Source organism: Streptomyces halobius, from assembly GCF_023277745.1.
GTDB lineage: Bacteria > Actinomycetota > Actinomycetes > Streptomycetales > Streptomycetaceae > Streptomyces > Streptomyces halobius.
The window spans coordinates 5,474,005-5,500,379 of record NZ_CP086322.1 but is presented as its reverse complement, the minus strand read 5'-3'; the positions used below and the strand labels follow the sequence as shown (position 1 = coordinate 5,500,379).

At 66.9% G+C, this 26,375-nt stretch carries 24 protein-coding genes and 1 tRNA gene; 2 read left to right on the top strand and 23 right to left on the bottom strand.

Annotation, left to right across the window (positions count from 1 at the left end):
* Window position 1: 1 nt before the first annotated feature.
* From rpsC to K9S39_RS24885, 23 genes are all read right to left on the bottom strand, one after another.
* On the bottom strand, window positions 2-823 hold the full coding sequence (gene rpsC, locus K9S39_RS24995; protein WP_248865557.1) for a 30S ribosomal protein S3: 822 nt from the start codon (window positions 821-823) through the stop codon (window positions 2-4).
* Window positions 823-1,170 carry a 50S ribosomal protein L22 gene (gene rplV / locus K9S39_RS24990; RefSeq protein ID WP_006604878.1) on the bottom strand — a complete coding sequence of 116 codons (348 nt, stop codon included), beginning with the start codon at window positions 1,168-1,170 and terminating at the stop codon, window positions 823-825. Before rplV ends, rpsC begins: the two co-directional genes overlap by 1 nt.
* Window positions 1,171-1,214: 44 nt before the next feature.
* On the bottom strand, window positions 1,215-1,496 hold the full coding sequence (rpsS, locus tag K9S39_RS24985; protein ID WP_093851456.1) for a 30S ribosomal protein S19: 282 nt from the start codon (window positions 1,494-1,496) through the stop codon (window positions 1,215-1,217).
* Between the two features lie 12 nt (window positions 1,497-1,508).
* Window positions 1,509-2,345 (bottom strand): 50S ribosomal protein L2, encoded by an 837-nt coding sequence (gene rplB, locus K9S39_RS24980; RefSeq protein ID WP_248865556.1) that lies wholly within the window; start codon window positions 2,343-2,345, stop codon window positions 1,509-1,511.
* A gap of 41 nt (window positions 2,346-2,386) precedes the next feature.
* Window positions 2,387-2,797: a 50S ribosomal protein L23 gene (gene rplW / locus K9S39_RS24975; protein ID WP_248865555.1), complete on the bottom strand. Its 411-nt coding sequence runs from the start codon at window positions 2,795-2,797 to the stop codon at window positions 2,387-2,389.
* Window positions 2,797-3,447, bottom strand: coding sequence for a 50S ribosomal protein L4 (rplD, locus tag K9S39_RS24970; protein ID WP_248865554.1), 651 nt, complete (start codon window positions 3,445-3,447; stop codon window positions 2,797-2,799). Before rplD ends, rplW begins: the two co-directional genes overlap by 1 nt.
* A gap of 8 nt (window positions 3,448-3,455) precedes the next feature.
* A complete protein-coding gene (gene rplC / locus K9S39_RS24965; RefSeq protein WP_248865553.1) occupies window positions 3,456-4,100 on the bottom strand; it encodes a 50S ribosomal protein L3 in 645 nt (214 codons plus the stop codon).
* Window positions 4,101-4,113: 13 nt separating this feature from the next.
* On the bottom strand, window positions 4,114-4,422 hold the full coding sequence (gene rpsJ, locus K9S39_RS24960; protein WP_003948644.1) for a 30S ribosomal protein S10: 309 nt from the start codon (window positions 4,420-4,422) through the stop codon (window positions 4,114-4,116).
* A 455-nt stretch (window positions 4,423-4,877) separates the two neighbouring features.
* On the bottom strand, window positions 4,878-6,071 hold the full coding sequence (tuf, locus tag K9S39_RS24955) for an elongation factor Tu (protein WP_248865552.1): 1,194 nt from the start codon (window positions 6,069-6,071) through the stop codon (window positions 4,878-4,880).
* A gap of 158 nt (window positions 6,072-6,229) precedes the next feature.
* Window positions 6,230-8,350: an elongation factor G gene (gene fusA / locus K9S39_RS24950; protein WP_248865551.1), complete on the bottom strand. Its 2,121-nt coding sequence runs from the start codon at window positions 8,348-8,350 to the stop codon at window positions 6,230-6,232.
* Window positions 8,351-8,389: 39 nt separating this feature from the next.
* Window positions 8,390-8,860, bottom strand: a complete 471-nt coding sequence (gene rpsG / locus K9S39_RS24945) for a 30S ribosomal protein S7 (RefSeq protein WP_004571813.1) — start codon at window positions 8,858-8,860, stop codon at window positions 8,390-8,392.
* A gap of 2 nt (window positions 8,861-8,862) precedes the next feature.
* Window positions 8,863-9,234, bottom strand: coding sequence for a 30S ribosomal protein S12 (gene rpsL / locus K9S39_RS24940; protein WP_003948652.1), 372 nt, complete (start codon window positions 9,232-9,234; stop codon window positions 8,863-8,865).
* A gap of 455 nt (window positions 9,235-9,689) precedes the next feature.
* Window positions 9,690-10,169 carry a DUF1707 and DUF4190 domain-containing protein gene (locus K9S39_RS24935; protein ID WP_248865550.1) on the bottom strand — a complete coding sequence of 160 codons (480 nt, stop codon included), beginning with the start codon at window positions 10,167-10,169 and terminating at the stop codon, window positions 9,690-9,692.
* Window positions 10,170-10,394: 225 nt separating this feature from the next.
* A complete protein-coding gene (locus K9S39_RS24930) occupies window positions 10,395-14,318 on the bottom strand; it encodes a DNA-directed RNA polymerase subunit beta' (protein ID WP_248865549.1) in 3,924 nt (1,307 codons plus the stop codon).
* Between the two features lie 99 nt (window positions 14,319-14,417).
* Window positions 14,418-17,900: a DNA-directed RNA polymerase subunit beta gene (gene rpoB / locus K9S39_RS24925; RefSeq protein WP_248865548.1), complete on the bottom strand. Its 3,483-nt coding sequence runs from the start codon at window positions 17,898-17,900 to the stop codon at window positions 14,418-14,420.
* Between the two features lie 629 nt (window positions 17,901-18,529).
* On the bottom strand, window positions 18,530-18,913 hold the full coding sequence (gene rplL / locus K9S39_RS24920) for a 50S ribosomal protein L7/L12 (protein ID WP_248865547.1): 384 nt from the start codon (window positions 18,911-18,913) through the stop codon (window positions 18,530-18,532).
* A gap of 81 nt (window positions 18,914-18,994) precedes the next feature.
* A complete protein-coding gene (gene rplJ / locus K9S39_RS24915; RefSeq protein WP_248865546.1) occupies window positions 18,995-19,546 on the bottom strand; it encodes a 50S ribosomal protein L10 in 552 nt (183 codons plus the stop codon).
* A gap of 300 nt (window positions 19,547-19,846) precedes the next feature.
* A complete protein-coding gene (locus tag K9S39_RS24910) occupies window positions 19,847-20,692 on the bottom strand; it encodes a hypothetical protein (RefSeq protein WP_248865545.1) in 846 nt (281 codons plus the stop codon).
* Between the two features lie 162 nt (window positions 20,693-20,854).
* Window positions 20,855-21,577 (bottom strand): 50S ribosomal protein L1, encoded by a 723-nt coding sequence (rplA, locus tag K9S39_RS24905; protein ID WP_248865544.1) that lies wholly within the window; start codon window positions 21,575-21,577, stop codon window positions 20,855-20,857.
* A 106-nt stretch (window positions 21,578-21,683) separates the two neighbouring features.
* The gene (gene rplK / locus K9S39_RS24900) at window positions 21,684-22,118 is read right to left on the bottom strand and encodes a 50S ribosomal protein L11 (RefSeq protein ID WP_137966925.1); all 435 of its coding nucleotides are present in this window, start codon (window positions 22,116-22,118) and stop codon (window positions 21,684-21,686) included.
* Between the two features lie 194 nt (window positions 22,119-22,312).
* A complete protein-coding gene (gene nusG, locus K9S39_RS24895; RefSeq protein ID WP_248865543.1) occupies window positions 22,313-23,173 on the bottom strand; it encodes a transcription termination/antitermination protein NusG in 861 nt (286 codons plus the stop codon).
* A 71-nt stretch (window positions 23,174-23,244) separates the two neighbouring features.
* Window positions 23,245-23,541: a preprotein translocase subunit SecE gene (gene secE, locus K9S39_RS24890; RefSeq protein ID WP_248865542.1), complete on the bottom strand. Its 297-nt coding sequence runs from the start codon at window positions 23,539-23,541 to the stop codon at window positions 23,245-23,247.
* A 105-nt stretch (window positions 23,542-23,646) separates the two neighbouring features.
* Window positions 23,647-23,719: transfer RNA gene (locus K9S39_RS24885), tRNA-Trp, on the bottom strand.
* 180 nt (window positions 23,720-23,899) lie between these two features.
* Here K9S39_RS24885 and K9S39_RS24880 point away from each other — a divergent pair.
* Together K9S39_RS24880 and K9S39_RS24875 are read left to right on the top strand one after the other, a co-directional pair.
* Window positions 23,900-25,135, top strand: coding sequence for a pyridoxal phosphate-dependent aminotransferase (locus tag K9S39_RS24880; RefSeq protein WP_248865541.1), 1,236 nt, complete (start codon window positions 23,900-23,902; stop codon window positions 25,133-25,135).
* 119 nt (window positions 25,136-25,254) lie between these two features.
* Window positions 25,255-26,349, top strand: coding sequence for an adenosine deaminase (locus tag K9S39_RS24875; RefSeq protein WP_406708011.1), 1,095 nt, complete (start codon window positions 25,255-25,257; stop codon window positions 26,347-26,349).
* Window positions 26,350-26,375: the final 26 nt, after the last annotated feature.

Genomic DNA, 26,375 nt, shown 5'->3' with positions numbered 1-26,375 from the left:
GTCAGGCCTCCGTTCCGGGGGTCTCCGCCGGAGCAGCGGCAGCAGCCTCGGCCTTGGGGGCCTCGGCGGCGGCGGTCTGCTGCTGCGGCTTGCGGCCTCGGCCGCCGCGCTCGCCACCACGACGCGGGCGGTCGCTGCCACCACGGGCCGGGCGGTTACCCGCACGGGCGGCGGCGTTCTCGGCGCGCACCTCGGCGATGTTCTTGACGTCGCCCTTGTAGATCCAGACCTTCACACCGATACGGCCGAAGGTGGTCTTGGCCTCGAAGAAGCCGTAGTCGACGTTCGCGCGGAGCGTGTGCAGGGGCACGCGGCCCTCGCGGTAGAACTCCGAGCGGGACATCTCGGCGCCGCCGAGACGGCCACCACACTGGATCTTGATGCCCTTGGCGCCGGCCTTCATCGTCGACTGCATGCTCTTGCGCATGGCGCGACGGAAGGAGACGCGGGACGACAGCTGCTCGGCGACGGCCTGGGCCACCAGCTGAGCATCGGTCTCGGGGTTCTTGACCTCAAGGATGTTCAGCTGGACCTGCTTGCCGGTCAGCTTCTCCAGCTCACCGCGGATGCGGTCGGCCTCGGCGCCGCGGCGGCCGATGACGATGCCCGGACGAGCGGTGTGGATGTCAACGCGGACGCGCTCACGGGTGCGCTCGATCTCCACCTTGGAGATACCGGCGCGCTCCATGCCCTTCGTCATCATGCGACGAATGGCGACGTCTTCCTTGACGTAGTCCTTGTACAGCTTGTCGGCGTACCAGCGCGACTTGAAGTCGGTGGTGATGCCGAGCCGGAACCCGTGCGGGTTTACCTTCTGGCCCATTACCGGGTTCCTTCCTTGCTGCTGACGACCACGGTGATGTGGCTGGTCCGCTTGCGGATCCGGTAGGCACGGCCCTGGGCGCGCGGACGGAACCGCTTCAGGGTCGGGCCCTCGTCGACGTATGCCTCGGAAATGACGAGGCTGCCGGCGTCGGTGTGGTCGTAGTTGTGCGCGGCGTTGGCGATGGCGCTGTCCAGCACCTTGCCGACCGGTACGCTCGCGGCCTGCGGGGCGAAACGCAGGACCGCCTGAGCCTCCGTGGCATCCATGCCACGGATAAGGTCCACCACGCGGCGGGCCTTCATGGGCGTGACGCGGATGTACCGCGCCTGGGCCCTGGCTTCCATGGTTGTCCCTTCGGTGTCAGTCATAGTCTTCGCACTCCGGTCGATCAGCGACGACGCGACTTGCGGTCGTCCTTCTCGTGGCCGCGGAAGGTGCGGGTCGGCGCAAACTCGCCGAGCTTGTGGCCGACCATCGACTCGGTGACGAACACCGGGACGTGCTTGCGGCCGTCGTGCACCGCGATCGTGTGACCCAGCATGGCCGGGACGATCATGGAGCGGCGGGACCAGGTCTTGATGACGTTCTTGGTGCCTGCATCGTTCTGAACATCCACCTTCTTGATCAGGTGGTCGTCGACGAAGGGCCCCTTCTTGAGACTGCGCGGCATCTAAACCCGCTCCTAGCGCTTCTTGTTCGTCTTGCGGCGGCGGACGATGTACTTGTTGCTGGCCTTCTTCGGCGAGCGAGTACGACCCTCCTTCTGGCCCCAGGGCGAGACCGGGTGGCGACCACCGGAGGTCTTGCCCTCACCACCACCGTGCGGGTGGTCGACCGGGTTCATCACGACACCACGCACGGTCGGGCGGACGCCCTTCCAGCGCATACGGCCGGCCTTGCCCCAGCTGATGTTCGACTGCTCGGCGTTGCCGACCTCGCCGACGGTGGCGCGGCAGCGCACGTCGACCAGGCGGATCTCACCGGACGGCATACGAAGGTGGGCCATCGAGCCCTCCTTCGCCAGCAGCTGCACGGAGGCACCGGCCGAGCGGGCGAACTTCGCACCGCCGCCCGGACGCAGCTCGATCGCGTGGATCGTCGTACCCACGGGGATGTGACGCAGCGGCAGGTTGTTACCCGGCTTGATGTCGGCGCCCTGGCCGTTCTCAATCCGGGCACCCTGGACCAGGCCACGGGGCGCGATGATGTAGCGCTTCTCGCCGTCTGCGTAGTGCAGCAGCGCGATGCGCGCGGTGCGGTTGGGGTCGTACTCGATGTGCGCGACCTTGGCCGGCACGCCGTCCTTGTCGTGCCGACGGAAGTCGATCACGCGGTAGGCGCGCTTGTGGCCACCACCCTGGTGGCGAGTGGTCACACGACCGGCGTTGTTACGGCCGCCCTTGCTGTGCAGCGGGCGGACCAGCGACTTCTCCGGCGTGGACCGCGTGATCTCGACAAAGTCGGCGACGCTGGAGCCACGACGGCCCGGGGTCGTCGGCTTGTACTTGCGGATACCCATTTCTCAGTCCTCGTCCGATTCCGGACGACTCGGACTCCTGGTTAGGAGACCGGGCCGCCGAAGATGTCGATACGGTCGCCCTCGGCGAGGGTCACGATGGCGCGCTTGGTGTCGGCGCGCTTGCCGAAGCCGGTGCGGGTGCGCTTGCGCTTGCCCTGCCGGTTGATCGTGTTGACCCCGGTGACCTTGACCGAGAAGACCGCCTGGACGGCCTCCTTGATCTGGGTCTTGTTGGCGCGCGGGTCGACGATGAACGTGTACTTGTTCTCGTCCAGCAGCGCGTAGCTCTTCTCGGAGACGACCGGCTTGACGAGAACGTCACGCGGGTCCGAGAGCGACTTGCTCAGCGGCGTGGGCTCGACCGGCACGGTGGGCCGGAGGGCCTTGGCCTTGCGCGCTTCCTTGGCTGCCTTGGCGGCCTTGGAAGCGATGCTGGGGTGACGCGTAGCCATCAGGCCTCGCTCCCTTCGGTCTCATTGGCCTTGGGGCCAGACACGAAGGACTCGAAAGCGGCCTTGGTGAAGACCACGTCGTCGGAGACGAGCACGTCGTACGTGTTCAGCTGGCCCGGCTCCAGGATGTGAACCTGGGGCAGGTTGCGGGCGGACAGCAGGGCCTTCTCGTTCTCCCGCTCGACGACCAGGAGCACGTTCTTGCGCTCGCTGATCTTGCCGAGGAGAGCCTTGGCGGCCTTGGTGGAGATGTCGCCCTCGACCACGTCGGAGACGACGTGGACGCGCGCGTTGCGGGCCCGGTCGGTGAGGGCACCGCGCAGGGCGGCGGCCTTCATCTTCTTGGGCGTCCGCTGGCTGTAGTCACGCGGCACGGGGCCGTGGACGATGCCACCGCCGGCGAACTGCGGCGCACGGGTGGAACCCTGGCGCGCGCGGCCGGTGCCCTTCTGGCGGTACGGCTTCTTGCCGCCGCCGCGGACCTCGCCGCGGGTCTTGGTCTTGTGCGTGCCCTGACGGGCCGCGGCCAGCTGCGCGACAACGACCTGGTGGATCAGCGGAACGCTGACCTTGGCGTCGAAGATCTCCGCGGGGAGCTCGACGGACCCGGCCTTGTCGCCTGCCGGCGAAAGGATGTCAATGGTGCTCATCGGTTACCTCAGGCCCCCTTGGCCGCGGTACGGACCAGGACGAGGCCGCCGTTCGGACCAGGAACTGCGCCCTTGATGAGCAGCAGACCCTTCTCCGCGTCAACGGCGTGGACGGTCAGGTTCTGGGTGGTGACCCGCTCATTGCCCATACGGCCGGCCATCCGCGTGCCCTTGAACACGCGGCCCGGGGTGGCGCAGCCACCGATGGAGCCGGGCTTACGGTGCACACGGTGGGCACCGTGCGAGGCCTTGCCGCCGTGGAAGCCGTGACGCTTCATGGCGCCGGCGAAGCCCTTGCCCTTGCTCTTGCCGGTCACGTCCACCTTGACGCCGGACTCGAAGGTCTCGGCGGTCAGCTCCTGGCCGAGGGTGTACTCGGACGCGTCCGAGGTACGGACCTCGACGAGGTGACGACGGGGGGTGACATCGGCCTTGGCGAAGTGGCCCTTGAGGGGCTTCTTCACCTTGCGCGGGTCGATCTCGCCGAAGGCGATCTGGACGGAGTCGTAACCGTCCTGGTCATTGGTACGCACCTGGGTAACGACACAGGGGCCGGCCTTCACCACGGTCACCGGGACGACACGGTTGTTCTCGTCCCAGACCTGGGTCATGCCGAGCTTCTCGCCCAGGATGCCCTTGATCTGCTTAGCCATCTCTCCGCGCCTCTCAGAGCTTGATCTCGATGTCAACGCCGGCCGGAAGGTCCAGGCGCATCAACGAGTCAACGGTCTTGGGCGTCGGGTCGAGGATGTCGATCAGGCGCTTGTGCGTGCGCATCTCGAAGTGCTCGCGCGAGTCCTTGTACTTGTGCGGCGACTTGATGACGCAGTACACGTTCTTCTCAGTGGGCAGCGGCACCGGGCCCGCGACCGACGCACCAGTGCGGGTCACCGTCTCGACGATCTTCTTCGCCGAGGAGTCGATGACCTCGTGGTCGTAGGCCTTGAGCCGGATGCGGATCTTCTGTCCCGCCATGGCTACTCAGTAGTCCTGTCTCTCGTAAACGCTCTGGGACCCGATGCGCTGTGCTCCGTGCGGAGCACCGTCCAACCTCCGACCCACGCGGTCGGGCGTGTCGCACCCCTTCTCGTAAATCTCCACAAAGGAGATCCTTCGAGAAGGAGATGTGGGGGTAGAACACCCACCGGGCGCCTGGCCGGCACCCCGCTGACGCTTCCCGGAAGATTCCCGTACTTCCGCCCCTGCATCTCGCGATACACAACCTGGGACGACGAATACCTGGGACTCGCTTCCGGTCCTCCCGGCGGGAGGCGCGCAGCATCGGCACTCAACCGAGCAACCTGGACAGTGTGCCACACGCGGGACGCGTAAGGCCAATCGAGGCCCAACTGTCAAGGAGCCCCGCCCACCTAATGGTGGACGGGGCTCCTTCAACTGCTCGTTGGAGCTACCGGATCAACCGGACCGTCTTACTTGACGATCTTGGTGACCTGGCCGGCGCCGACGGTCCGGCCACCCTCACGGATGGCGAACTTCAGGCCCTCCTCCATGGCGACCGGCTGGATCAGCTGGACGGACATGGCGGTGTTGTCGCCCGGCATGACCATCTCGGTGCCCTCGGGGAGGGTCACCACACCGGTCACGTCAGTCGTACGGAAGTAGAACTGCGGGCGGTAGTTGTTGAAGAACGGGGTGTGGCGGCCACCCTCGTCCTTCGACAGGATGTAGGCCTGGGCCTCGAACTCGGTGTGCGGGGTGACCGAACCCGGCTTGATGATGACCTGGCCGCGCTCGACGTCCTCGCGCTTGATGCCACGGAGGAGCAGACCGACGTTCTCACCGGCCTGGCCCTCGTCGAGCAGCTTGCGGAACATCTCGATACCGGTAACCGTGGTGGAGGTCTTCTCCTCCTTGATACCGATGATGTCGACGTTCTCGTTGACCTTCAGGACACCGCGCTCGATACGGCCGGTGACGACCGTACCGCGACCGGTGATCGTGAAGACGTCCTCGATCGGCATCAGGAACGGCTTGTCGGTGTCGCGCTCCGGCTCCGGGATCGCCTCGTCGACAGCGTGCATCAGCTTGAGGACGGAGTCGCCCCACTCCTTGTCGCCCTCAAGGGCCTTCAGAGCGGAGACCTTGACGACCGGAACGTCGTCGCCGGGGAACTCGTACTCGTTGAGGAGCTCACGGACCTCGAGCTCGACGAGCTCCAGGATCTCCTCGTCGTCCACCATGTCGGCCTTGTTCAGGGCGACAACGATGTACGGCACGCCGACCTGGCGGGCCAGGAGCACGTGCTCCTTGGTCTGCGGCATCGGGCCGTCGGTGGCGGCGACCACCAGGATGGCGCCGTCCATCTGCGCCGCACCGGTGATCATGTTCTTGATGTAGTCCGCGTGACCGGGGCAGTCGACGTGGGCGTAGTGACGCTGCTCGGTCTGGTACTCGACATGCGCGATGGAGATGGTGATACCGCGCTGGCGCTCCTCAGGAGCCTTGTCGATCTGGTCGAAGGCCGAGGCCTCGTTCAGGTCCGGGTACGCGTCATGCAGCACCTTGGTAATGGCGGCCGTAAGGGTCGTCTTACCGTGGTCGATGTGACCGATGGTGCCGATGTTGACGTGCGGCTTAGTCCGCTCGAACTTCGCCTTCGCCACTGGGGTCCTCCTGTGGAGTGGTTCTGTACGCCTTACTCATCGGCGCCAGGTGATCTTTGCTGGGGTGCCGGCTGCCGGGGCGTTCCTCACGGTTCGCGGGGAATACCCCGGCAGACGGTGTCAAGCCTAAAGCGTGTTCCGACTCTCCGGAGACGGAGCTACTCGCCCTTGGCCTTCGCGATGATCTCCTCGGCGACGTTCCGCGGAACCTCGGCGTAGGAGTCGAACTGCATCGAGTAGCTTGCGCGACCCGACGTCTTGCTGCGGAGGTCTCCGACGTAGCCGAACATCTCCGAGAGCGGAACCAGGCCCGTAACGAGCTTGGCACCGTGGCGGTCCTCCATGGACTGGATCTGACCGCGACGGGAGTTGATGTCGCCGATCACATCGCCCATGTAGTCCTCGGGCGTGGTGACCTCGACCTTCATCATCGGTTCGAGCAGGGCCGGGCCGGCCTTGCGGGCGGCCTCCTTGAAGGCCATCGAACCGGCGATCTTGAACGCCATTTCCGACGAGTCGACCTCGTGGAAGGCGCCGTCGAGGAGGACGACCTTGACACCCGTCAGCGGGTAGCCGGCGAGTACACCGAACTCCATGGCCTCCTGGCAGCCCGCGTCCACGGACGGGATGTACTCCCGCGGGATACGGCCACCGGTGACCTTGTTCTCGAACTCGTAGCCGTCGCCCTCAAGCGGTTCGAGCGCGATCTGGACCTTCGCGAACTGACCGGAACCACCGGTCTGCTTCTTGTGCGTGTAGTCGTAGCGCTCGACGGTCTTGCGCAGGGTCTCGCGGTAGGCGACCTGCGGCTTACCGACGTTGGCCTCGACCCGGAACTCACGCTTCATACGGTCGACCAGCACGTCGAGGTGCAGCTCGCCCATACCCGCGATGATGGTCTGGCCGGTCTCCTCGTCGGTGTGCACCTGGAACGAGGGGTCTTCCTCGGCGAGACGCTGGATGGCGACACCCAGCTTCTCCTGGTCGCCCTTCGACTTGGGCTCGATGGCGACCTGGATGACCGGGGCCGGGAACTCCATCGACTCCAGGATCACCGGGCTGCCCGCGTCGCAGAGGGTCTCACCGGTGGTGGTCTGCTTCAGACCCATGACGGCGACGATGTCACCGGCACCCACCGACTCGATCTCCTCACGCTTGTTCGCGTGCATCCGGTAGATCTTGCCGATGCGCTCCTTCTTGCCCTTCACCGAGTTCTGCACCTGCGAGCCGGCCTCAAGGCGGCCCGAGTAGACACGGATGAAGGTGAGCTTGCCCAGGTGGGGATCGCTCGCGATCTTGAACGCCAGGGCGGACAGCGGCTCGCTCTCGGACGGCTTGCGCTCGACGACCTCCTCCGGGTTGTTGACCGCGTGGCCCTCGATGGCCTCGACGTCCAACGGGGAGGGGAGGTAGCGCACCACCGCGTCGAGCAGGGGCTGGACGCCCTTGTTCTTGAACGCGGTACCGCAGAACACCGGGGTGACGGTGGTGTTCTCGGCCTTGCCGGAAGCGATCGTGATACGGCGGATCGCCGCGTACAGCTGCTCCTCGGTGGGCTCCTCGCCCTCCAGGTACAGCTCCATGATCTCTTCGTCGTTCTCGGCGACGGTCTCCAGCAGCTTGCCGCGCCACTCGTCGGCGGCCTCGGTGTGCGTGGCCGGGATGTCGACGGTGTCGTACATCTCGCCCTTGGCGGCCTCGGCCGACCAGACCAGGGCCTTCATCTTCACGAGGTCGACGACACCCTTGAAGTCCGCCTCGGTGCCGATCGGCAGCTGCATCACGATCGGGGTCGCGCCCAGGCGGTCCACGATCATGTCGACGCAGCGGTGGAACTCGGCACCCGTACGGTCGAGCTTGTTGACGAAGCAGATACGCGGCACGCCGTAGCGGTCCGCCTGACGCCAAACGGTCTCGGACTGGGGCTCGACACCGGCGACGCCGTCGAACACCGTCACCGCACCGTCGAGCACACGCAGGGAACGCTCCACCTCGACGGTGAAGTCGACGTGCCCCGGGGTGTCGATGATGTTGATGGTGTTGTCGACGTTCTCCAGCGGCCAGTGGCAGGTCGTCGCGGCAGACGTGATCGTGATGCCGCGCTCCTGCTCCTGCTCCATCCAGTCCATCGTGGCAGCGCCGTCGTGGACCTCACCGATCTTGTAGGAGACACCGGTGTAGAACAGGATCCGCTCGGTGGTGGTCGTCTTGCCCGCGTCGATGTGGGCCATGATCCCGATGTTGCGGACCTTGGCCAGGTCAAGCGAAGTGGTGGCCATAGTGGCTCAATCTTCTCTCGGTCTCGATGTGGGTTGCGACTACCAGCGGTAGTGCGCGAAGGCCTTGTTGGACTCGGCCATCTTGTGCGTGTCCTCACGCTTCTTGACCGAAGCGCCGAGGCCGTTGGAGGCGTCGAGCAGTTCGTTCATGAGGCGCTCGGTCATGGTCTTCTCGCGGCGGGCGCGGGAGTAACCCACGAGCCAGCGGAGCGAGAGAGTCGCGGCACGGCCGGGCTTGACCTCGACCGGGACCTGGTAGGTCGCGCCACCGACGCGGCGGGACTTGACCTCAAGGGTCGGCTTGATGTTCTCGAGCGCGCGCTTGAGCGTGATGACCGGGTCGTTGCCGGTCTTCTCGCGCAGACCCTCCATGGCGCCGTAAACGATGCGCTCAGCGGTGGAGCGCTTGCCGTTCAGCAGAACCTTGTTGATGAGGGAGGTCACCAGAGGAGAGCCGTAGACCGGGTCGATGATGACCGGGCGCTTCGGGGCGGGGCCCTTACGAGGCATTCTTACTTCTCCTTCTTGGCGCCGTAGCGGCTGCGAGCCTGCTTGCGGTTCTTGACGCCCTGCGTGTCGAGGGAGCCGCGGATGATCTTGTACCGAACACCCGGCAGGTCCTTCACACGGCCGCCGCGCACGAGCACGATCGAGTGCTCCTGCAGGTTGTGGCCCTCACCCGGAATGTAAGCGGTGACCTCGATCCCGCTGGTCAGACGCACACGCGCGACCTTACGCAGGGCCGAGTTCGGCTTCTTCGGGGTGGTCGTGAAAACACGCGTGCAGACACCACGACGCTGGGGGGAACCCTCAAGCGCGGGCGTCTTGTTCTTCTCGACCTTGTCCTGCCGGCCCTTGCGGACCAACTGCTGGATCGTAGGCACCGTTTCTCCGGTTTCTGTGTGCCAGTCTCGGTAAAGCTAACCTGGAACATTCACCGACCCACGCGGTCGGGTGTGTCGAATACTGCAGACCGACCCCGCTGGAACGAGGGAGGCGGCAGATTGCGGTGTCAAAACCTGGCTTCCGCGCTGGTGGGCACTCCCGTATGAGGCCCCCGTGGGCCTGACGGCCCGGAAGGTGACCCCCGAGGGGAGATTGCGCGCACGGCAGCCCAGGGACACCCCAGGCACAAGGTCAGAGCGTACCTACCGCATGGGCTGCGGTCAAAACAAATGCACACGCGAAGGACACGCCGGACTCCTCACGGCGTTGCGGCCACCGTAGTGGGATCCACCGCCGTACGGAAGAAGGCAACACGCCGCCGACCTCGGCCCCGGCCACCGGACGGCGAGGGCCCCACACGATCATGATCCATGATATGGCGGCCCCGTCCGCCTCAGTTCACCGCGGCCAGCAGCACGAACACCAGGAAGAACAGCGCCCACGCGCCGATGCCCAGCCAGCCGATCACCAGACCGGCGATGGCCTGGCCGTCCCCGCGCTCCCCCGTCCGGCGGATCTCGGCGCGCGCCTTGTGCCCGAGGATCACGGCCGGGATCGCCGTCAGCCCCCACGTCATCGGCGCCATGATCCCGCAGACCAGGGCCCCCGTCGCGGAGCTGTTGGTGTGCACGGGCACCGGCATCGGCATCTGCATCGGCATGAACGTCGCCGGCACCGGCCGCGGCTGGAACTGCGCCTGCGGCATCGGCCCCTGTGGCAGATCCGCGACCAGCATCTGCAGTTCGTGATGGGTCTGTGCCTGATAGGCGCGGTCCATCCGCTGCTCGTACTCGGCCTGCCCGAGCCGCCCCTCGGCGAAGCCCGCCTTCAGCACATCGACCGCGCGCTCACGATCGGCATGCGAAGCCCGCATCGCCGGCACCTGATGCGGCTGAGCGGGCTGCCCACCCTGCCACGGCTGGAATGCCACTACACCAACCTCCCCCGCTCGACAGTTCCCCCATCTTCTCATCACTGACGCAGCAATGGGGGGACGAGTTCCCATGGTTGTACGGATCGCGGCACGACGGCCGCCCAACGCCGCAGGGCGGCCACCCCGTTCGGGATGACCGCCCTGTCGCTGTCGTACGGACCAGACTTACTGGTTGTACGGCCCGTAGTCGTAGTCCTCCAGCGGGACCGCCTGGCCGGAGCCGGTGCCGAAGGGCGAGTAGTCGATGTCGTCGTAACCGACGGCCGAGTACATCGCGGCCTTGGCCTCCTCGGTGGGCTCGACCCGGATGTTGCGGTAGCGGGACAGGCCCGTACCGGCCGGGATGAGCTTGCCGATGATGACGTTCTCCTTGAGGCCGATCAGGGAGTCCGACTTGGCGTTGATCGCCGCGTCGGTCAGGACCCTGGTCGTCTCCTGGAAGGACGCCGCCGACAGCCAGGACTCGGTGGCCAGCGAGGCCTTGGTGATACCCATCAGCTGCGGACGGCCGGAGGCCGGGTGGCCGCCTTCCGCCACGACCCGACGGTTCTCGCCCTCGAACTTCGTGCGCTCCACCAGCTCGCCCGGCAGCAGCTCCGCGTCGCCGGACTCGATGATCGTCACCCGGCGCAGCATCTGCCGGATGATGATCTCGATGTGCTTGTCGTGGATCGCCACGCCCTGGCTGTTGTAGACCTTCTGGACCTCGCCGACCAGGTGGACCTGGACGGCACGCTGGCCGAGGATCCGCAGCACGTCGTGCGGGTTGATCGCGCCCACGGTCAGCGCCTGGCCGACCTCGACGTGATCGCCCTCGCTCACCAGGAGACGGGCACGCTTGGAGACGCCGTAGGACGTCTCGTCGCTGCCGTCGTCCGGGGTGACGATGACCTTCTTGGTCTTCTCGGTCTCCTCGATCCGGACGCGGCCGGCCGCCTCCGAGATCGGGGCGACACCCTTGGGCGTACGGGCCTCGAAGAGCTCGACCACACGCGGCAGACCCAGGGTGATGTCGTCACCGGCCACACCACCGGTGTGGAAGGTACGCATCGTCAGCTGGGTGCCGGGCTCACCGATGGACTGGGCGGCGATGATGCCGACCGCCTCGCCGATGTCGACCAGCTTGCCGGTGGCCAGCGAACGGCCGTAGCAGTAGGCACAGGTGCCGACCGCGGACTCACAGGTCAGGACCGAGCGGGTCTTGACCTCCTCGACGCCGTGCGCGACCAGCTGGTCGATGAGCACGTCACCGAGGTCGACGTTCGCGGAGGCGATGACCTTGCCGTCGACGACGACATCCTCGGCGAGCATCCGCGCGTACACGGAGGACTCGACGTCGTCCGCCTTGCGCAGGACGCCGTCGGCGCCCTTGGCGGCGATCCGCAGCTTGAGGCCGCGCTCGGTGCCGCAGTCCTCCTCGCGGATGATGACGTCCTGCGAGACGTCCACCAGACGACGGGTCAGGTAACCCGAGTCGGCGGTACGCAGGGCGGTGTCCGCCAGACCCTTACGCGCACCGTGCGTGGAGATGAAGTACTCAAGGACGGAGAGACCCTCGCGGAACGACGCCTTGATCGGCCGCGGGATCGTCTCGTTCTTGGCGTTCGACACCAGACCACGCATACCGGCGATCTGCCGCATCTGCATCATGTTTCCTCGGGCACCCGAGTCAACCATCATGAAGATGGGGTTGGTCTTGGGGAAGTTGTCGTTCATCGCCTCGGCGACCTCGTTGGTCGCCTTGGTCCAGATGTTGATCAGTTCCTGAGTGCGCTCGTCCTTGGTGATCAGACCGCGCTCGTACTGCTTCTGGACCTTCTCGTCCTGGGCCTCGTAGCCCGTGACGATGTCCTTCTTCGCGTCCGGAACGACGATGTCCGACACGGCGACGGTGACACCGGAACGGGTCGCCCAGTAGAAGCCGGCCGCCTTCAGGTTGTCGAGCGTCGCCGCCACGATGACCTTCGGGTAGCGCTCGGCCAGGTCGTTGACGATCTGGGAGAGCTGCTTCTTGCCGACCGAGTAGTCGACGAACGGGTAGTCCTCGGGCAGCAGCTCGTTGAAGAGCGCGCGGCCCAGGGTCGTCCGCAGCCGGAAGCTGTCACCCTGCTGCCACTCGCCCACGGCGAAGCCGCTGTCCAACGCAGCGCCCTCCTCCGGAACCGGCGGGGTCCAGCCACGGGGCGGGACGGTGCCGATCGGGAAGCGGATGTCGACCTTGGCCTGGAGCGACAGTTCACGGGCGTCGAAAGCCATGATGGCCTCGGCGACAGAGCCGAACGACCGGCCCTCGCCCTTGACCTCGCGCTCCGCCTCGTCCGTGGTGAGGAAGAAGAGGCCGAGCACCATGTCCTGGGTCGGCATGGTGACCGGACGGCCGTCGGCCGGCTTGAGGATGTTGTTCGAGGACAGCATCAGGATGCGGGCCTCGGCCTGCGCCTCCGCGGACAGCGGGAGGTGGACGGCCATCTGGTCACCGTCGAAGTCCGCGTTGAACGCGGTGCAGACGAGCGGGTGAATCTGAATGGCCTTGCCCTCGACCAGCTGCGGCTCGAACGCCTGGATACCGAGGCGGTGCAGGGTGGGCGCACGGTTCAGCAGCACCGGGTGCTCGGCGATGACCTCTTCGAGCACGTCGTAGACGACCGTGCGGCCGCGCTCGACCATGCGCTTGGCCGACTTGATGTTCTGCGCGTGGTTCAGGTCGACCAGACGCTTCATCACGAACGGCTTGAAGAGCTCCAGCGCCATGGCCTTGGGCAGACCGCACTGGTGCAGCTTGAGCTGCGGGCCGACGACGATGACGGAACGCGCCGAGTAGTCGACTCGCTTACCGAGCAGGTTCTGACGGAAGCGGCCCTGCTTGCCCTTGAGCATGTCGGACAGCGACTTCAGCGGGCGGTTACCGGGACCGGTGACCGGGCGACCGCGGCGGCCGTTGTCGAAGAGGGCGTCAACAGCCTCCTGAAGCATGCGCTTCTCGTTGTTGACGATGATCTCGGGCGCGCCGAGGTCGAGCAGTCGCTTCAGACGGTTGTTGCGGTTGATGACCCGGCGGTACAGGTCGTTCAAATCGGAGGTCGCGAAGCGGCCACCGTCCAGCTGCACCATCGGACGCAGGTCCGGCGGGATCACCGGGATGCAGTCCAGCACCATGCCCTTGGGGCTGTTGCGGGTCTGCAGGAAGGCGGAGACGACCTTGAGGCGCTTGAGCGCACGGGTCTTCTTCTGGCCCTTGCCGGTACGGATGATCTCGCGGAGGCGCTCGGCCTCCTCCTCCAGGTCGAAGGTCTCCAGGCGCTTCTGCAGGGCAGCGGCACCCATGGAGCCGTCGAAGTACGTGCCGAAGCGGTCACGCAGCTCGCGGTAGAGGAGCTCGTCCCCCTCCAGGTCCTGGACCTTGAGGCTCTTGAAGCGGTTCCAGACCTCGTCGAGACGGTCGATCTCGCGCTGCGCACGGTCACGCAGCTGCTTCATCTCGCGCTCGGCGCCCTCGCGCACCTTGCGGCGCACATCGGCCTTGGCGCCCTCGGCCTCCAGCTCGGCCAGGTCGGTTTCGAGCTTCTTGGCGCGGGCCTCCAGGTCGGAGTCGCGGCGCTGCTCGATCTGCTGGCGCTCGACGGAGACATGCGCCTCCAGCGAGGGCAGATCGCGCGTACGGCGCTCCTCGTCCACCCACGTGATCATGTAGGCGGCGAAGTAGATGACCTTCTCAAGGTCCTTGGGCGCGAGGTCCAGCAGGTAGCCCAGCCGGCTCGGTACGCCCTTGAAGTACCAGATGTGGGTCACGGGAGCGGCCAGCTCGATGTGGCCCATCCGCTCACGGCGCACCTTGGCGCGAGTGACCTCGACGCCGCAGCGCTCGCAGATGATGCCCTTGAAGCGGACTCGCTTGTACTTACCGCAGTAGCACTCCCAGTCCCGGGTCGGGCCGAAGATCTTCTCGCAGAAGAGTCCGTCCTTCTCGGGCTTGAGGGTGCGGTAGTTGATGGTCTCCGGCTTCTTGACCTCACCGTGGGACCACTGACGGATGTCGTCAGCGGTGGCGAGGCCGATCCGCAGCTCGTCGAAGAAGTTGACGTCGAGCACTATGCGTCAATCCCTCTCAGGGTCGTGTCTCAATGGTCTGTCGGGGTCCGGGGCGGGGCCGGGATCTTTCTCGTACGAGAGAGATCCCGACCAGACCCGTCAGACCTCTTCGACGCTGCTCGGCTCGCGCCGGGACAGGTCGATGCCGAGCTCCTCCGCAGCGCGGAAGACGTCCTCGTCGGTGTCGCGCATCTCGATGGACATGCCGTCCGAGGACAGCACCTCCACGTTGAGGCACAGGGACTGCATCTCCTTGATGAGCACCTTGAAGGACTCGGGGATGCCGGGCTCGGGGATGTTCTCGCCCTTGACGATGGCCTCGTAGACCTTCACGCGACCGGTGACGTCGTCGGACTTGATGGTCAGCAGCTCCTGGAGGGCGTATGCGGCGCCGTAAGCCTCCAGCGCCCACACCTCCATCTCACCGAAGCGCTGGCCACCGAACTGAGCCTTACCACCCAGCGGCTGCTGGGTGATCATCGAGTACGGACCGGTCGAGCGGGCGTGCAGCTTGTCGTCGACCAGGTGGTGGAGCTTGAGGATGTACATGTACCCGACCGAGATCGGGTCCGGGAACGGCTCACCGGAGCGGCCGTCGAAGAGCTGGGCCTTGCCGGAGCTCTTGACCATCCGCTCGCCGTCGCGGTTGGGGAGCGTCGACTCGAACAGACCCGCCAGCTCGTCCTCGCGCGCGCCGTCGAAGACCGGGGTGGCGACGTTGGTGCGCGGCGCGACGTCGTCGGCGCCGATCGCCTGCAGCCGCTGCTGCCACTCGTCGGCGCCCTCGACCTTCCAGCCCTGGCTGGCGAGCCAGCCGAGGTGGATCTCCAGGACCTGTCCCGGGTTCATTCGGGACGGGACACCCAGCGGGTTGAGGATGATGTCGACCGGGGTGCCGTCCTCCAGGAACGGCATGTCCTCGACCGGCAGGATCTTCGAGATGACGCCCTTGTTGCCGTGGCGGCCGGCGAGCTTGTCACCGTCGGTGATCTTGCGCTTCTGCGCGACGTAGACGCGGACCAGCTGGTTCACGCCCGGCGGCAGCTCGTCGCCCTCCTCGCGGTCGAAGACGCGTACGCCGATGACCTTGCCGATCTCACCGTGCGGCACCTTCAGCGAGGTGTCGCGCACCTCGCGCGCCTTCTCACCGAAGATCGCGCGGAGCAGGCGCTCCTCGGGGGTCAGCTCGGTCTCGCCCTTGGGCGTGACCTTGCCGACGAGGATGTCGCCGGCGACGACCTCGGCACCGATGCGGATGATGCCGCGCTCGTCGAGGTCGGAGAGGACCTCCTCGGAGACGTTCGGGATGTCCCGGGTGATCTCCTCGGGGCCGAGCTTGGTGTCACGGGCGTCGACCTCGTGCTCCTCGATGTGGATCGAGGAGAGGACGTCGTCCTGCACGAGGCGCTGCGACAGGATGATCGCGTCCTCGTAGTTGTGGCCCTCCCACGGCATGAACGCGACGAGCAGGTTCTTGCCGAGCGCCATCTCGCCCTGGTCCGTGGACGGACCGTCGGCGAGGACCTGGCCCTCGACGACCCGCGCGCCCTCGTCCACGATCACCTTCTGGTTGAAGGAGGTGCCCTGGTTGGAGCGGGTGAACTTGGCGACGCGGTACGTGGTGTACGTGCCGTCGTCGTTGGCGACCGTGATGTAGTCCGCGGAGATCTCCTGGACCACACCGTCCTTCTCCGCCTTGATGACGTCACCGGCGTCGACCGCGCAGCGGTACTCCATACCGGTGCCGACCAGCGGCGACTCCGCCTTGATCAGCGGAACCGCCTGGCGCATCATGTTCGATCCCATGAGCGCGCGGTTGGCGTCGTCGTGCTCAAGGAACGGGATCATGGCGGTCGCGGCCGACACCATCTGGCGCGGCGAGACGTCCATGTAGTCGACCTCGTCGGCGGGGACCAGGTCGACCTCGCCGCCACGACGGCGGACCAGCACCCGCTGCTCGGCGAACCGCATGTCGTCGGTCAGCTTCGCGTTGGCCTGGGCGATGAGGTAGCGGTCCTCCTCATCGGCGGTGAGGTAGTCCACCTCCTCCGTGACCTGGCCATCGACGACCTTGCGGTACGGGGTCTCGATGAAGCCGAAGACGTTGACCCGGCCGTAGGAGGCCAGCGAGCCGATGAGACCGATGTTGGGACCTTCGGGGGTCTCGATCGGGCACATCCGGCCGTAGTGCGAGGGGTGCACGTCACGGACGTCGAGACCGGCCCGCTCACGGGACAGACCACCCGGGCCCAGCGCCGACAGACGGCGCTTGTGGGTCAGACCCGACAGCGGGTTGGTCTGGTCCATGAACTGGGACAGCTGGCTGGTGCCGAAGAACTCCTTGATGGAGGCGACGACCGGCCGGATGTTGATCAGGGTCTGCGGCGTGATCGCCTCGACGTCCTGGGTGGTCATGCGCTCGCGCACGACGCGCTCCATCCGGGCCAGCCCCGTACGGACCTGGTTCTGGATGAGCTCGCCGACGTTGCGCAGACGACGGTTGCCGAAGTGGTCGATGTCGTCGGTCTCGACGACGATCGTCCGGCCGGACTCGCCGGTCGTCTCGGTCTCACCGGCGTGCAGCTTCACCAGGTACTTGATCGTGGCGATGATGTCGTCGGTGGTGAGCACACCGGCGTCCAGCGGCTCTTCGCCGCCGAGCTTCTTGTTGACCTTGTAGCGGCCGACCTTGGCGAGGTCGTAGCGCTTGGGGTTGAAGTAGAGGTTCTCCAGCAGCGTCTGCGCGGCCTCGCGCGTCGGCGGCTCGCCCGGACGCAGCTTGCGGTAGATGTCGAGCAGCGCGTCGTCCTGGCCCTGGGTGTGGTCCTTCTCCAGGGTGGCGCGCATGGACTCGTACTCGCCGAACTCCTCAAGGATCTGCTCGGTCGTCCAACCGAGAGCCTTGAGCAGGACGGTCACGGACTGCTTGCGCTTGCGGTCGATGCGCACACCGACCATGTCGCGCTTGTCGATCTCCATCTCCAGCCAGGCACCCCGGGACGGGATGATCTTGGCGGAGAAGATGTCCTTGTCGGACGTCTTGTCGATGGAACTGTCGAAGTAGACGCCGGGCGAGCGGACCAGCTGCGAGACGACGACACGCTCGGTGCCGTTGATGCAGAAGGTGCCCTTGTTCGTCATGAGCGGGAAGTCGCCCATGAAGACCGTCTGGGACTTGATCTCGCCGGTCTCGTTGTTGGTGAACTCAGCGGTGACGAACAGCGGAGCCGCGTACGTGAAGTCGCGCTCCTTGCACTCGTCGATGGAGTTCTTCGGGGGCTCGAAGCGGTGGTCGCGGAACGTCAGCGACATCGACCCGGAGAAGTCCTCGATCGGGGAGATCTCTTCGAAGATCTCTTCCAGACCGGACTTGGTGGGTACGTCCTGCCCACTCTCCAGCGCAGCCTCGACGCGACCCTTCCATGCGTTGTTGCCGAGCAGCCAGTCGAAGCTTTCGGTCTGCAGCGCAAGGAGGTTCGGAACCCCGAGGGGCTCCTTGATCTTCGCAAAAGAGATGCGCAGCGGGGCGGTGCTGTCGCCGTTGTTCGTATTGGCAGTCGAGGCGTTGCGCGAGGCGGCCAAGAGGGGGTCCTTCCGAGGGCTCGGACTCACTACGCGCGTACCGGTCCCGAATCGAGCAGACTGAGGGAAAGCCCAGGTCAGGGCGGATCATTCAGCTATGCTCGGGCTCGGGTATGCCCCTGGTGACGGGCAGGGAGCAGCTAACAGGCAGCGCAAAGGGTCAGTGTAGCCACTTGGCACACTGATGTCCAGAGCGAGCTTCCGGAGACCGGTTCAACAGCGTGATACCGATCTTCTCCCTCCGGGAGTCAAGCCCTCCGCTCGGGAGGAACCCCTCGTTGTTCTTCTCTACGCCCAATGCCCTGCGCCTGCCGAAAGCCCTGCGCCAGTGGCGCATCCCGATGCTTCCCTCTTCGTCGGCGATCCATGCCTCGGACCCTGGATCGCTTCTGCGTCGCGTCCCGAGAATTGCGCGCCGCGTCCGGTTCGTCAAGGCCCCCCACCTCTGGGAGCTCGTCACATGCGGGGCACGTCCGGGCAACGAAGATCACCATACTCGCACGCCGGAGCGGGACAACGCAGCCGTGGCCGAGCACGCCGAAGGGCGACCACCCGCATGGGTGATCGCCCTTCTCTGTGTCCACGGAGCGCCGGAGGCGCTCAGGACATGAGTCGGAGACTCAGCGAGGTCACTTGACCTCGACGGAGGCGCCGGCGCCCTTGAGGGACTCGGCGGCCTTGTCCGCGGCGGCCTTGTCGACCTTCTCCAGGACGGGCTTCGGGGTGCCGTCGACGAGGTCCTTGGCCTCCTTCAGACCCAGGGAGGTCAGCTCACGCACGACCTTGATGACCTGGATCTTCTTGTCGCCGGCGCCGGTGAGGACGACGTCGAACTCGTCCTGCTCCTCGGCGGCCTCGGCGGCCGCGGCGGCCGGGGCGGCAACGGCGACGGCGGCCGGGGCGGCGGCCTCGACGTCGAACTTCTCCTCGAAGAGCTTCACGAACTCGGAGAGCTCGATGAGGGTCATCTCCTCGAACTGCGCGAGCAGGTCTTCCTGGCTGAGCTTCGCCATGGTGGCGGTCCTTCCACTAATTCGGCTGGTGCCGGATGAACATGAATGGCGGGCGTACGGGCCCGCTGGGCGACCGAATACTTACTCGGCGGCCTCGGCGGGAGCCGGCGTACCGGCACCGCCCTGCTCGACCTTGCTGCGAAGCGCGTCCGCGGTGCGGGCGAACTTCGTGAGGGGGGCCTGGAAGGTCGCCGCGGCCTTGGCCATGGACGCCTTCATGCCACCCGCCAGCTTGGCGAGCAGAACCTCGCGGGACTCAAGGTCCGCAAGCTTCTTGATCTCGTCGGCGGTCAGCGTCTTGCCTTCAAGGACACCGCCCTTGATGACGAGAGCGGGGTTCTCCTTGGCGAAGTCACGAAGACCCTTCGCCGCCTCGACCGGGTCACCGGTCACGAAGGCGACAGCCGTCGAGCCCTTGAGGTGCTCGTCCAGCTGGATCCCGGCCTCGTTGGCCGCGATCTTGGTCAGCGTGTTCTTCACCACACGGTACTGAGCGTTCTCGCCGAGAGAACGGCGCAGCTCCTTGAGCTGCGCCACAGTCAGTCCGGTGTAAGCAGTCACAACGGCTGCGTTGGAGGAACGGAGCTTCTCCGTGATCTCCGCAACGGCTGCGTTCTTGTCGGACGTCGCCATGGGCCTCGGCCTCCTTCCGGGTGATGAGGACCGCGCAGAAGGGGCTGGGCAAAACAAACGCCCCGGCGCAGGAGCACGGGGCGTGACTCGACCGGACGGCATCCGGGAGTTCGTCTCATACACACCTGCGCAGGCCGTCCGCAGCTAGCGGATCCTTCGGCCACCACACGCCCGGGATCGGACGCGCGGGGACAACCAGCGGTCTTTGGCTTCCCGGGTACGGTACGGGAACGGCCTGCGCTCAGGCAAATCGGCCGGGCGGGGGCATCCACGGCGCCCCCGCCCGGCCGCTACCGCTGCTTACTTGTAGTCCATCGTGTCGCCCGCCGGCGGCGGGGTCACCGTGACCTCGGTGCCGTAGTCCGAGTAGAAGACCGTCGAGTCGTAGGGGCTGTTGCCGTCCATCCGCTCGCGCTTCTTGACGAGCAGGTTGTCGCCGTCGATCCACAGATCGATGGTCTCGTTCTTGGCGCCGGCCTGCTCCAGCTGCTTCTCCAGCGCCTTGAGGTCCGACTCGCTGACGTTCTCGGACTGCATGCGGGCCAGCTCGGCCACCGCGAGGGTGCCGGTGAAGTGGGTCGCCTGGACGCCGCGGACGTCCTCCTTGCCGACTTCCTTGACCTTGCCCGAGGCGATCAGCAGATCCACCGAACGGCCCGGGTTGTTGTTCTGCATCATGTCCTTCATGAGCGCGCCGGACGGGCCCATCTTCTTGGCCAGCACGTCGTAGTCGTACTTGATCCAGGACTTGCCCTGCATCGGCACGCCCATGTTCATGTACATCGCGTCGGGCGTGTAGAGCGCCTTCATGGGCTTGCCGGAGCCCATGCCGGACCCGCCCTTCATGCGGATGTCGACGGACATGTTCATGCCGTTCGACCAGTCCAGGCCGCCCTTCATGGACTGCTCCGTCGCGCCGTTCTTGACGGTGCCGTCCACCTTGGCGGACTTCTTGTCGTTCGTCTGCTGCGAGGCCGTCTTCAGCGACGCCAGGGCGGCGTCGAGCGGAGACTGCGGCTTCTTCTGCCCCGCGGCGTCGCTCTTCCCACCGCTGCTACTGCTGCCGGCGCCGTTGTCGTCCTTGTCGCTGTTACAGGCGCTGAGACCGCCCACCAACATGACAACTCCCGCCACAGCGGCGGTCATACGCATGCTACGCACTAGAGGCTCCCCCTTTAGATCTCCTGTATGGACCTCGGGGCGACTGTAGCCGAGAGCGCCGACACGGAATGCGGCAGGCCCCGCTTTCCCAGACGGAAAGCGGGGCCTGCCTACGTACAGCGCGCTACGCGGCGTCGATCAGGGAGATCAGACGGCCGCGGGGTCCTCCTCGACGAGGAGGTTGCGGGTGCGGTTGGCGTCCACCGGGATGCCGGGGCCCATCGTGGTGGTGATGCTGGCCTTCTTGATGTAGCGGCCCTTGGCGGCGGACGGCTTGAGACGGGTGACCTCCTCAAGCGCCGCGGCGTAGTTCTCCACCAGCTTCTTCTCGTCGAAGGAGACCTTGCCGATGATGAAGTGGAGGTTCGCGTGCTTGTCGACACGGAACTCGATCTTGCCGCCCTTGATGTCGCTGACGGCCTTGGCGACATCCGGGGTGACGGTGCCGGTCTTCGGGTTCGGCATCAGACCACGCGGACCGAGCACACGGCCGAGGCGGCCGACCTTGCCCATGAGGTCCGGGGTGGCGACGACGGCGTCGAAGTCCAGACGGCCCTTGGAGACCTCGTCGATCAGTTCGTCGGAGCCGACGATGTCGGCGCCCGCGGCCTCCGCGGCCGCAGCACGGTCACCGGTCGCGAAGACCAGGACCCGGGCGGTCTTACCGGTGCCGTGCGGAAGGTTCACGGTGCCACGGACCATCTGGTCGGCCTTGCGCGGGTCAACGCCCAGACGCATGGCGACCTCGACGGTCGCGTCGAACTTCACGGCCGAGGTGGCCTTGGCGAGACGGACGGCTTCGAGCGGGGCGTACAGACGCTCCCGGTCGACCTTCGCGTCCGCGTTGCGAAGAGTCTTGCTGCGCTTCACTGCTGCTCCTGATGCGGTGGGTTGGAGTCGTGGTCCGGACCAGCGCCTGGTCCTGCCACGGGGCCGATGCGCGGTTGCCGCGCGAGCCCAAGGACGATGCTGAGGATCAGCCCTCGACCGTGACGCCCATGGAACGGGCGGTGCCGGCGATGATCTTCTCGGCGGCGTCCAGGTCGTTGGCGTTCAGGTCGGGCATCTTGGTGGTGGCGATCTCACGGACCTGGTCGCGGCTGATCTTGGCGACCTTGGTCTTGTGCGGCTCGCCGGAGCCCTTCTCCACGCCCGCGGCCTTCAGGATCAGCTTCGCGGCCGGCGGGGTCTTGGTGACGAAGGTGAAGGAACGGTCCTCGTAGACCGTGATCTCCACCGGCACGACCATGCCACGCTGCGACTCGGTCGCGGCGTTGTAGGCCTTGCAGAACTCCATGATGTTGACGCCGTGCTGACCCAGCGCGGGGCCGACCGGCGGAGCCGGGTTCGCGGCACCGGCCTGGATCTGGAGCTTGATAAGCCCCGTGACCTTCTTCTTCTTGGGAGGCATGCTCTCTCCGGGTCCTGAGCAATCGATCTGCGGCTACCGCCGCGTGGGAGTTGGTCCGCCCCGCGATCCGGCCATCCGGATGGAGGCATACCGCACAACGATAACGGGTAGCGTCGCGCGGCCAAAAACCGAGCAGGTCAGACCGGCGCTGGCGCCCGTCTGACCTGGTCGGCGGCTGGTGGGTCCGGAAGAACCTAGTTCTTCTGGATCTGGTCGAAGCTCAGCTCGACCGGGGTCTCCCGGCCGAAGATCTCGACCAGGCCCTTGACCTTCTTCGAGTCGGCGTTGATCTCGTTGATCGTCGCCTGCAGCGTCGCGAACGGGCCGTCGGTGACGGTGACGGAGTCGCCCACCTCGAAGTCCAGGACCTGCACCTCGACCTTGCGGGACGGCGCCGGCTTGCCCTCGGCCGCGGCGGCCTCCTTGGCGGCCTTCTCCTCGGCCTCCGGGGCGAGCATCTTGACGATCTCGTCCAGCGTCAGCGGGTACGGGTCGTAGGCGTTGCCGACGAAGCCGGTGACACCCGGCGTATTGCGGACGACGCCCCAGGACTCGTTCGTGAGGTCCATACGCACCAGCACATAGCCCGGGAGCTTGTTCTGGCGGACCGTACGGCGGTCACCGTTCTTGATCTGGACGACCTCCTCCTGCGGCACCTCGGCCTGGAAGATGAAGTCCTCGACGTTCAGCGAAACGGCACGCTGCTCAAGGTTGGTCTTCACGCGGTTCTCGTACCCCGCGTAGGTGTGGATGACATACCACTCGCCGGGGAGGCCACGCAGCTCGTCACGGAGAGCAGCCACCGGGTCGACCGGCTCCTGCTCCTCCTCGGCTTCCTCGGCGGTGGTCCCGGCGTCGCCCTCGGTGGTCACCGCGGCTTCTCCCGCGGGCTCACCGGCAGCGGCGCCCTCAGCGCTCTCGACGACGTCCGCGACGCCCTCGTGGCCGCCACTGGTCGCAGCGTCCCCCTCGACCTCGGCCGGGACGGCCTCGTCAACGTCGGCCTCTGCAGCCGCGACGGGCTCGGTGGCGTCGTTCAGGTTCGGGTCAGACACGTGGCTGCTTCTTCCTTGCTTCAAGGGGTTGAACATGCGAAAGGGCGTCCGCCGAGGCGCCCTCCGCGGGGTCAGCCGAAGACGTACCCGACGACTCGGTTGATACCCAAGTCAATCACGGTTACGAGACCAATCATGATGACAACGAAGACGATCACCACGGTGGTGTACGTCGACAGCTGGTTGCGCGTGGGCCAGACGACCTTACGGAGCTCCGCCACGATCTGGCGGTAGAAGAGCGCGAGACGCGCGAAGGGCCCCTTCTTGCCGCGCTTGCCGCCGCGGCGGGGCTTCTTCTGGGATTCCGCGGCCTCGTCCTCGGAACGACCGCGCTCAGGCATGTCGATGGAGCCCAGGGCGTCCGTCACTCGTCCTCACCTGAATCCGGGTCGTGGGCCGTGCCGCGCCCGGTTGAGCCGCACGGCGGTGCATTTCATACGTACGCGTGCACGCACCGTGGTGAGTGCGTGTAGCAGGGCCGGAGGGACTTGAACCCCCAACCGCTGGTTTTGGAGACCAGTGCTCTACCAATTGAGCTACGACCCTTTGTGGTTCCCCCAACCTACCGCATGCGACCGAGTGCACTAAGTGCGTGTGCCGCAGCCCGTTGGGAGCCAACGGTCAGCGAGTGTACGTGCTTCGGAGCCGGGCGTCGAACAGAAACGTCCCGGGTGGTGCCCGCAAACCCGTGTGTGCGGCCCGTCAGCGGTCTGCGACGATGCTTTCATGAGCGCTGCTACACCTTCCCCGACGTCCCCCGCCGACCGCCGGGTCTCGGCCCGCGTCGGTTCGATCTCCGAGTCCGCCACCCTCGCCGTCGACGCCAAGGCGAAGGCCCTCAAGGCCGCCGGGCGCCCGGTGATCGGCTTCGGCGCCGGTGAGCCCGACTTCCCCACGCCCGGCTACATCGTCGAGGCGGCCGTCGAAGCCTGCCGCAACCCGAAGTTCCACCGCTACACGCCGGCCGGCGGCCTCCCCGAGCTGAAGTCCGCGATCGTCGAGAAGACGCGGCGGGACTCCGGCTACGCGATCGAGCCCGCAAACGTGCTGGTGACGAACGGCGGCAAGCAGGCCATCTACGAGGCGTTCGCGGCCATCCTCGACCCGGGCGACGAGGTCATCGTCCCGGCGCCGTACTGGACCACCTACCCCGAGTCGATCCGGCTCGCGGGCGGGGTGCCGGTGGACGTGGTCGCGGACGAGACGACCGGCTACCGGGTGACCGTGGAGCAGCTGGAGGCGGCCCGTACGGACCGCACCAAGGTGGTGCTGTTCGTCTCGCCGTCGAACCCGACCGGTGCGGTCTACACCCGCGACCAGGTCGAGGCGGTCGGCCGCTGGGCCGCCGAGCACGGCCTGTGGGTGCTGACCGACGAGATCTACGAGCACCTCGTCTACGGCGACGCCCGGTTCACGTCCATGCCGGTCGTGGTCCCCGAGCTGCGGGACAGGTGCATCATCGTCAACGGTGTGGCGAAGACCTACGCGATGACCGGCTGGCGCGTCGGGTGGGCGATCGGCCCCAAGGACGTCATCAAGGCCGCCACGAACCTCCAGTCGCACGCCACCTCCAACGTCTCGAACGTCGCACAGGCCGCGGCGATCGCGGCGGTCTCCGGCGATCTGGCCGCCGTCGAGGAGATGAAGACCGCCTTCGACCGGCGCCGCAAGACGATCGTGCGGATGCTCGACGAGATCGACGGTGTGCTGTGCCCGGAGCCGGAGGGCGCGTTCTACGCGTACCCGTCGGTGAAGGAGCTGCTGGGCAAGGAGATCCGCGGCAAGCGCCCGCGGACCAGCGTCGAGCTGGCCGAGCTGATCCTGGAGGAGGCGGAGGTCGCGGTCGTCCCGGGCGAGGCGTTCGGCACCCCCGGCTACCTGCGGCTTTCGTACGCGCTGGGCGACGAGGACCTGGTGGAGGGCGTCTCGCGGCTGCAGAAGCTGCTGGCCGAGGCGAAGTAGGGCGGCACCTCCTCACGTGAGGAGGTGCCGAGGCGCGAGCGGGCCGGAGCGTGTTCCGGCCCGCTCGCGCGTTCCTCCGGACACCCCTTCGGGAAAGGCCCTACCGGCCGGGCGGGTGCATGCGGCAGGATCTGCGGATGCAGCACTTTTCAGGGGAAGGCGCAACGAACCCCCCGGGCGGCCGTGCCCGCGGCGGAGCCGCCGTTCGAGATCTGCGCCTGTTGCCGAAGGCCCACCTGCACCTGCACTTCACCGGTTCGATGCGGGCCACGACCCTGCTGGAGCTGGCCGACAAGTACGGCGTCCATCTGCCGGAGGCGCTGCGCGGCGGCGAGCCGCCCCAGCTGCGGGCCACGGATGAGCGCGGCTGGTTCCGGTTCCAGCGGCTGTACGACATCGCGCGGTCGTGTCTGCGGTCGCCGGAGGACATCCAGCGGCTGGTGCACGAGGCCGCCGAGGAGGACGTCCGGGACGGGTCGGGCTGGCTGGAGATCCAGGTCGACCCGACCTCGTACGCACCGCGGCTCGGCGGGCTGATCCCGGCGCTGGAGATCATCCTGGACGCCGTCCGGCGCGCTTCCGGCGACACCGGCCTGGGCATCCGCGTCCTGGTCGCCGCGAACCGTATGAAGCACCCGCTCGACGCCCGGACGCTGGCGCGGCTCGCGGTGCGCTACGCCGACCAGGGCGTGATCGGCTTCGGGCTGTCCAACGATGAACGCCGCGGGCTCGCCCGGGACTTCGACCGGGCCTTCGCCATCGCCCGGGACGGCGGTCTGCTGGCCGCGCCGCACGGCGGTGAGCTGTCGGGGCCGGCGAGCGTGCGCGACTGCCTGGACGATCTGCACGCCGGCCGGGTCGGGCACGGCGTACGGGCGGCGGAGGATCCGGCGCTGGTGCGCCGGCTGGCCGAGCGCGGGGTGACCTGCGAGGTGTGCCCGGCGTCGAATGTGGCGCTGGGCGTGTACGACAAGCCGGAGGACGTGCCGCTGCGGGCGTTCTACGACGCGGGGGTGCCGATGGCGCTGGGCGCGGACGACCCGCTGCTGTTCGGCGCGCGGCTGGCCGAGCAGTACGAGATCGCCCGCCACGCGCACGGCTTCTCCGACGCCGAACTGGCCGAGCTGGCACGCCAGTCGATCCGCGCCTCCCGGGCCCCCGAGGACGAGCGGCAGCGCCTGCTGACGGGCATCGACGCCTGGCTGGCGGCGTAGGGCGGGTCACGGCGCCATGGCGCCGC

Bases quoted from the DNA above. Each gene is read 5' to 3' on its own strand.
- rpsC (WP_248865557.1), bottom strand. From the start codon at position 823: ATGGGCCAGAAGGTAAACCCGCACGGGTTCCGGCTCGGCATCACCACC.
- rplV (WP_006604878.1), bottom strand. From the start codon at position 1,170: ATGGAAGCCAGGGCCCAGGCGCGGTACATCCGCGTCACGCCCATGAAG.
- rpsS (WP_093851456.1), bottom strand. From the start codon at position 1,496: ATGCCGCGCAGTCTCAAGAAGGGGCCCTTCGTCGACGACCACCTGATC.
- rplB (WP_248865556.1), bottom strand. From the start codon at position 2,345: ATGGGTATCCGCAAGTACAAGCCGACGACCCCGGGCCGTCGTGGCTCC.
- rplW (WP_248865555.1), bottom strand. From the start codon at position 2,797: ATGGCTACGCGTCACCCCAGCATCGCTTCCAAGGCCGCCAAGGCAGCC.
- rplD (WP_248865554.1), bottom strand. From the start codon at position 3,447: ATGAGCACCATTGACATCCTTTCGCCGGCAGGCGACAAGGCCGGGTCC.
- rplC (WP_248865553.1), bottom strand. From the start codon at position 4,100: ATGGCTAAGCAGATCAAGGGCATCCTGGGCGAGAAGCTCGGCATGACC.
- rpsJ (WP_003948644.1), bottom strand. From the start codon at position 4,422: ATGGCGGGACAGAAGATCCGCATCCGGCTCAAGGCCTACGACCACGAG.
- fusA (WP_248865551.1), bottom strand. From the start codon at position 8,350: ATGGCCACCACTTCGCTTGACCTGGCCAAGGTCCGCAACATCGGGATC.
- rpsG (WP_004571813.1), bottom strand. From the start codon at position 8,860: ATGCCTCGTAAGGGCCCCGCCCCGAAGCGCCCGGTCATCATCGACCCG.
- K9S39_RS24935 (WP_248865550.1), bottom strand. From the start codon at position 10,169: ATGCGGGCTTCGCATGCCGATCGTGAGCGCGCGGTCGATGTGCTGAAG.
- rplL (WP_248865547.1), bottom strand. From the start codon at position 18,913: ATGGCGAAGCTCAGCCAGGAAGACCTGCTCGCGCAGTTCGAGGAGATG.
- rplJ (WP_248865546.1), bottom strand. From the start codon at position 19,546: ATGGCGACGTCCGACAAGAACGCAGCCGTTGCGGAGATCACGGAGAAG.
- K9S39_RS24910 (WP_248865545.1), bottom strand. From the start codon at position 20,692: ATGACCGCCGCTGTGGCGGGAGTTGTCATGTTGGTGGGCGGTCTCAGC.
- rplK (WP_137966925.1), bottom strand. From the start codon at position 22,118: ATGCCTCCCAAGAAGAAGAAGGTCACGGGGCTTATCAAGCTCCAGATC.
- K9S39_RS24880 (WP_248865541.1), top strand. From the start codon at position 23,900: ATGAGCGCTGCTACACCTTCCCCGACGTCCCCCGCCGACCGCCGGGTC.
- K9S39_RS24875 (WP_406708011.1), top strand. From the start codon at position 25,255: ATGCGGCAGGATCTGCGGATGCAGCACTTTTCAGGGGAAGGCGCAACG.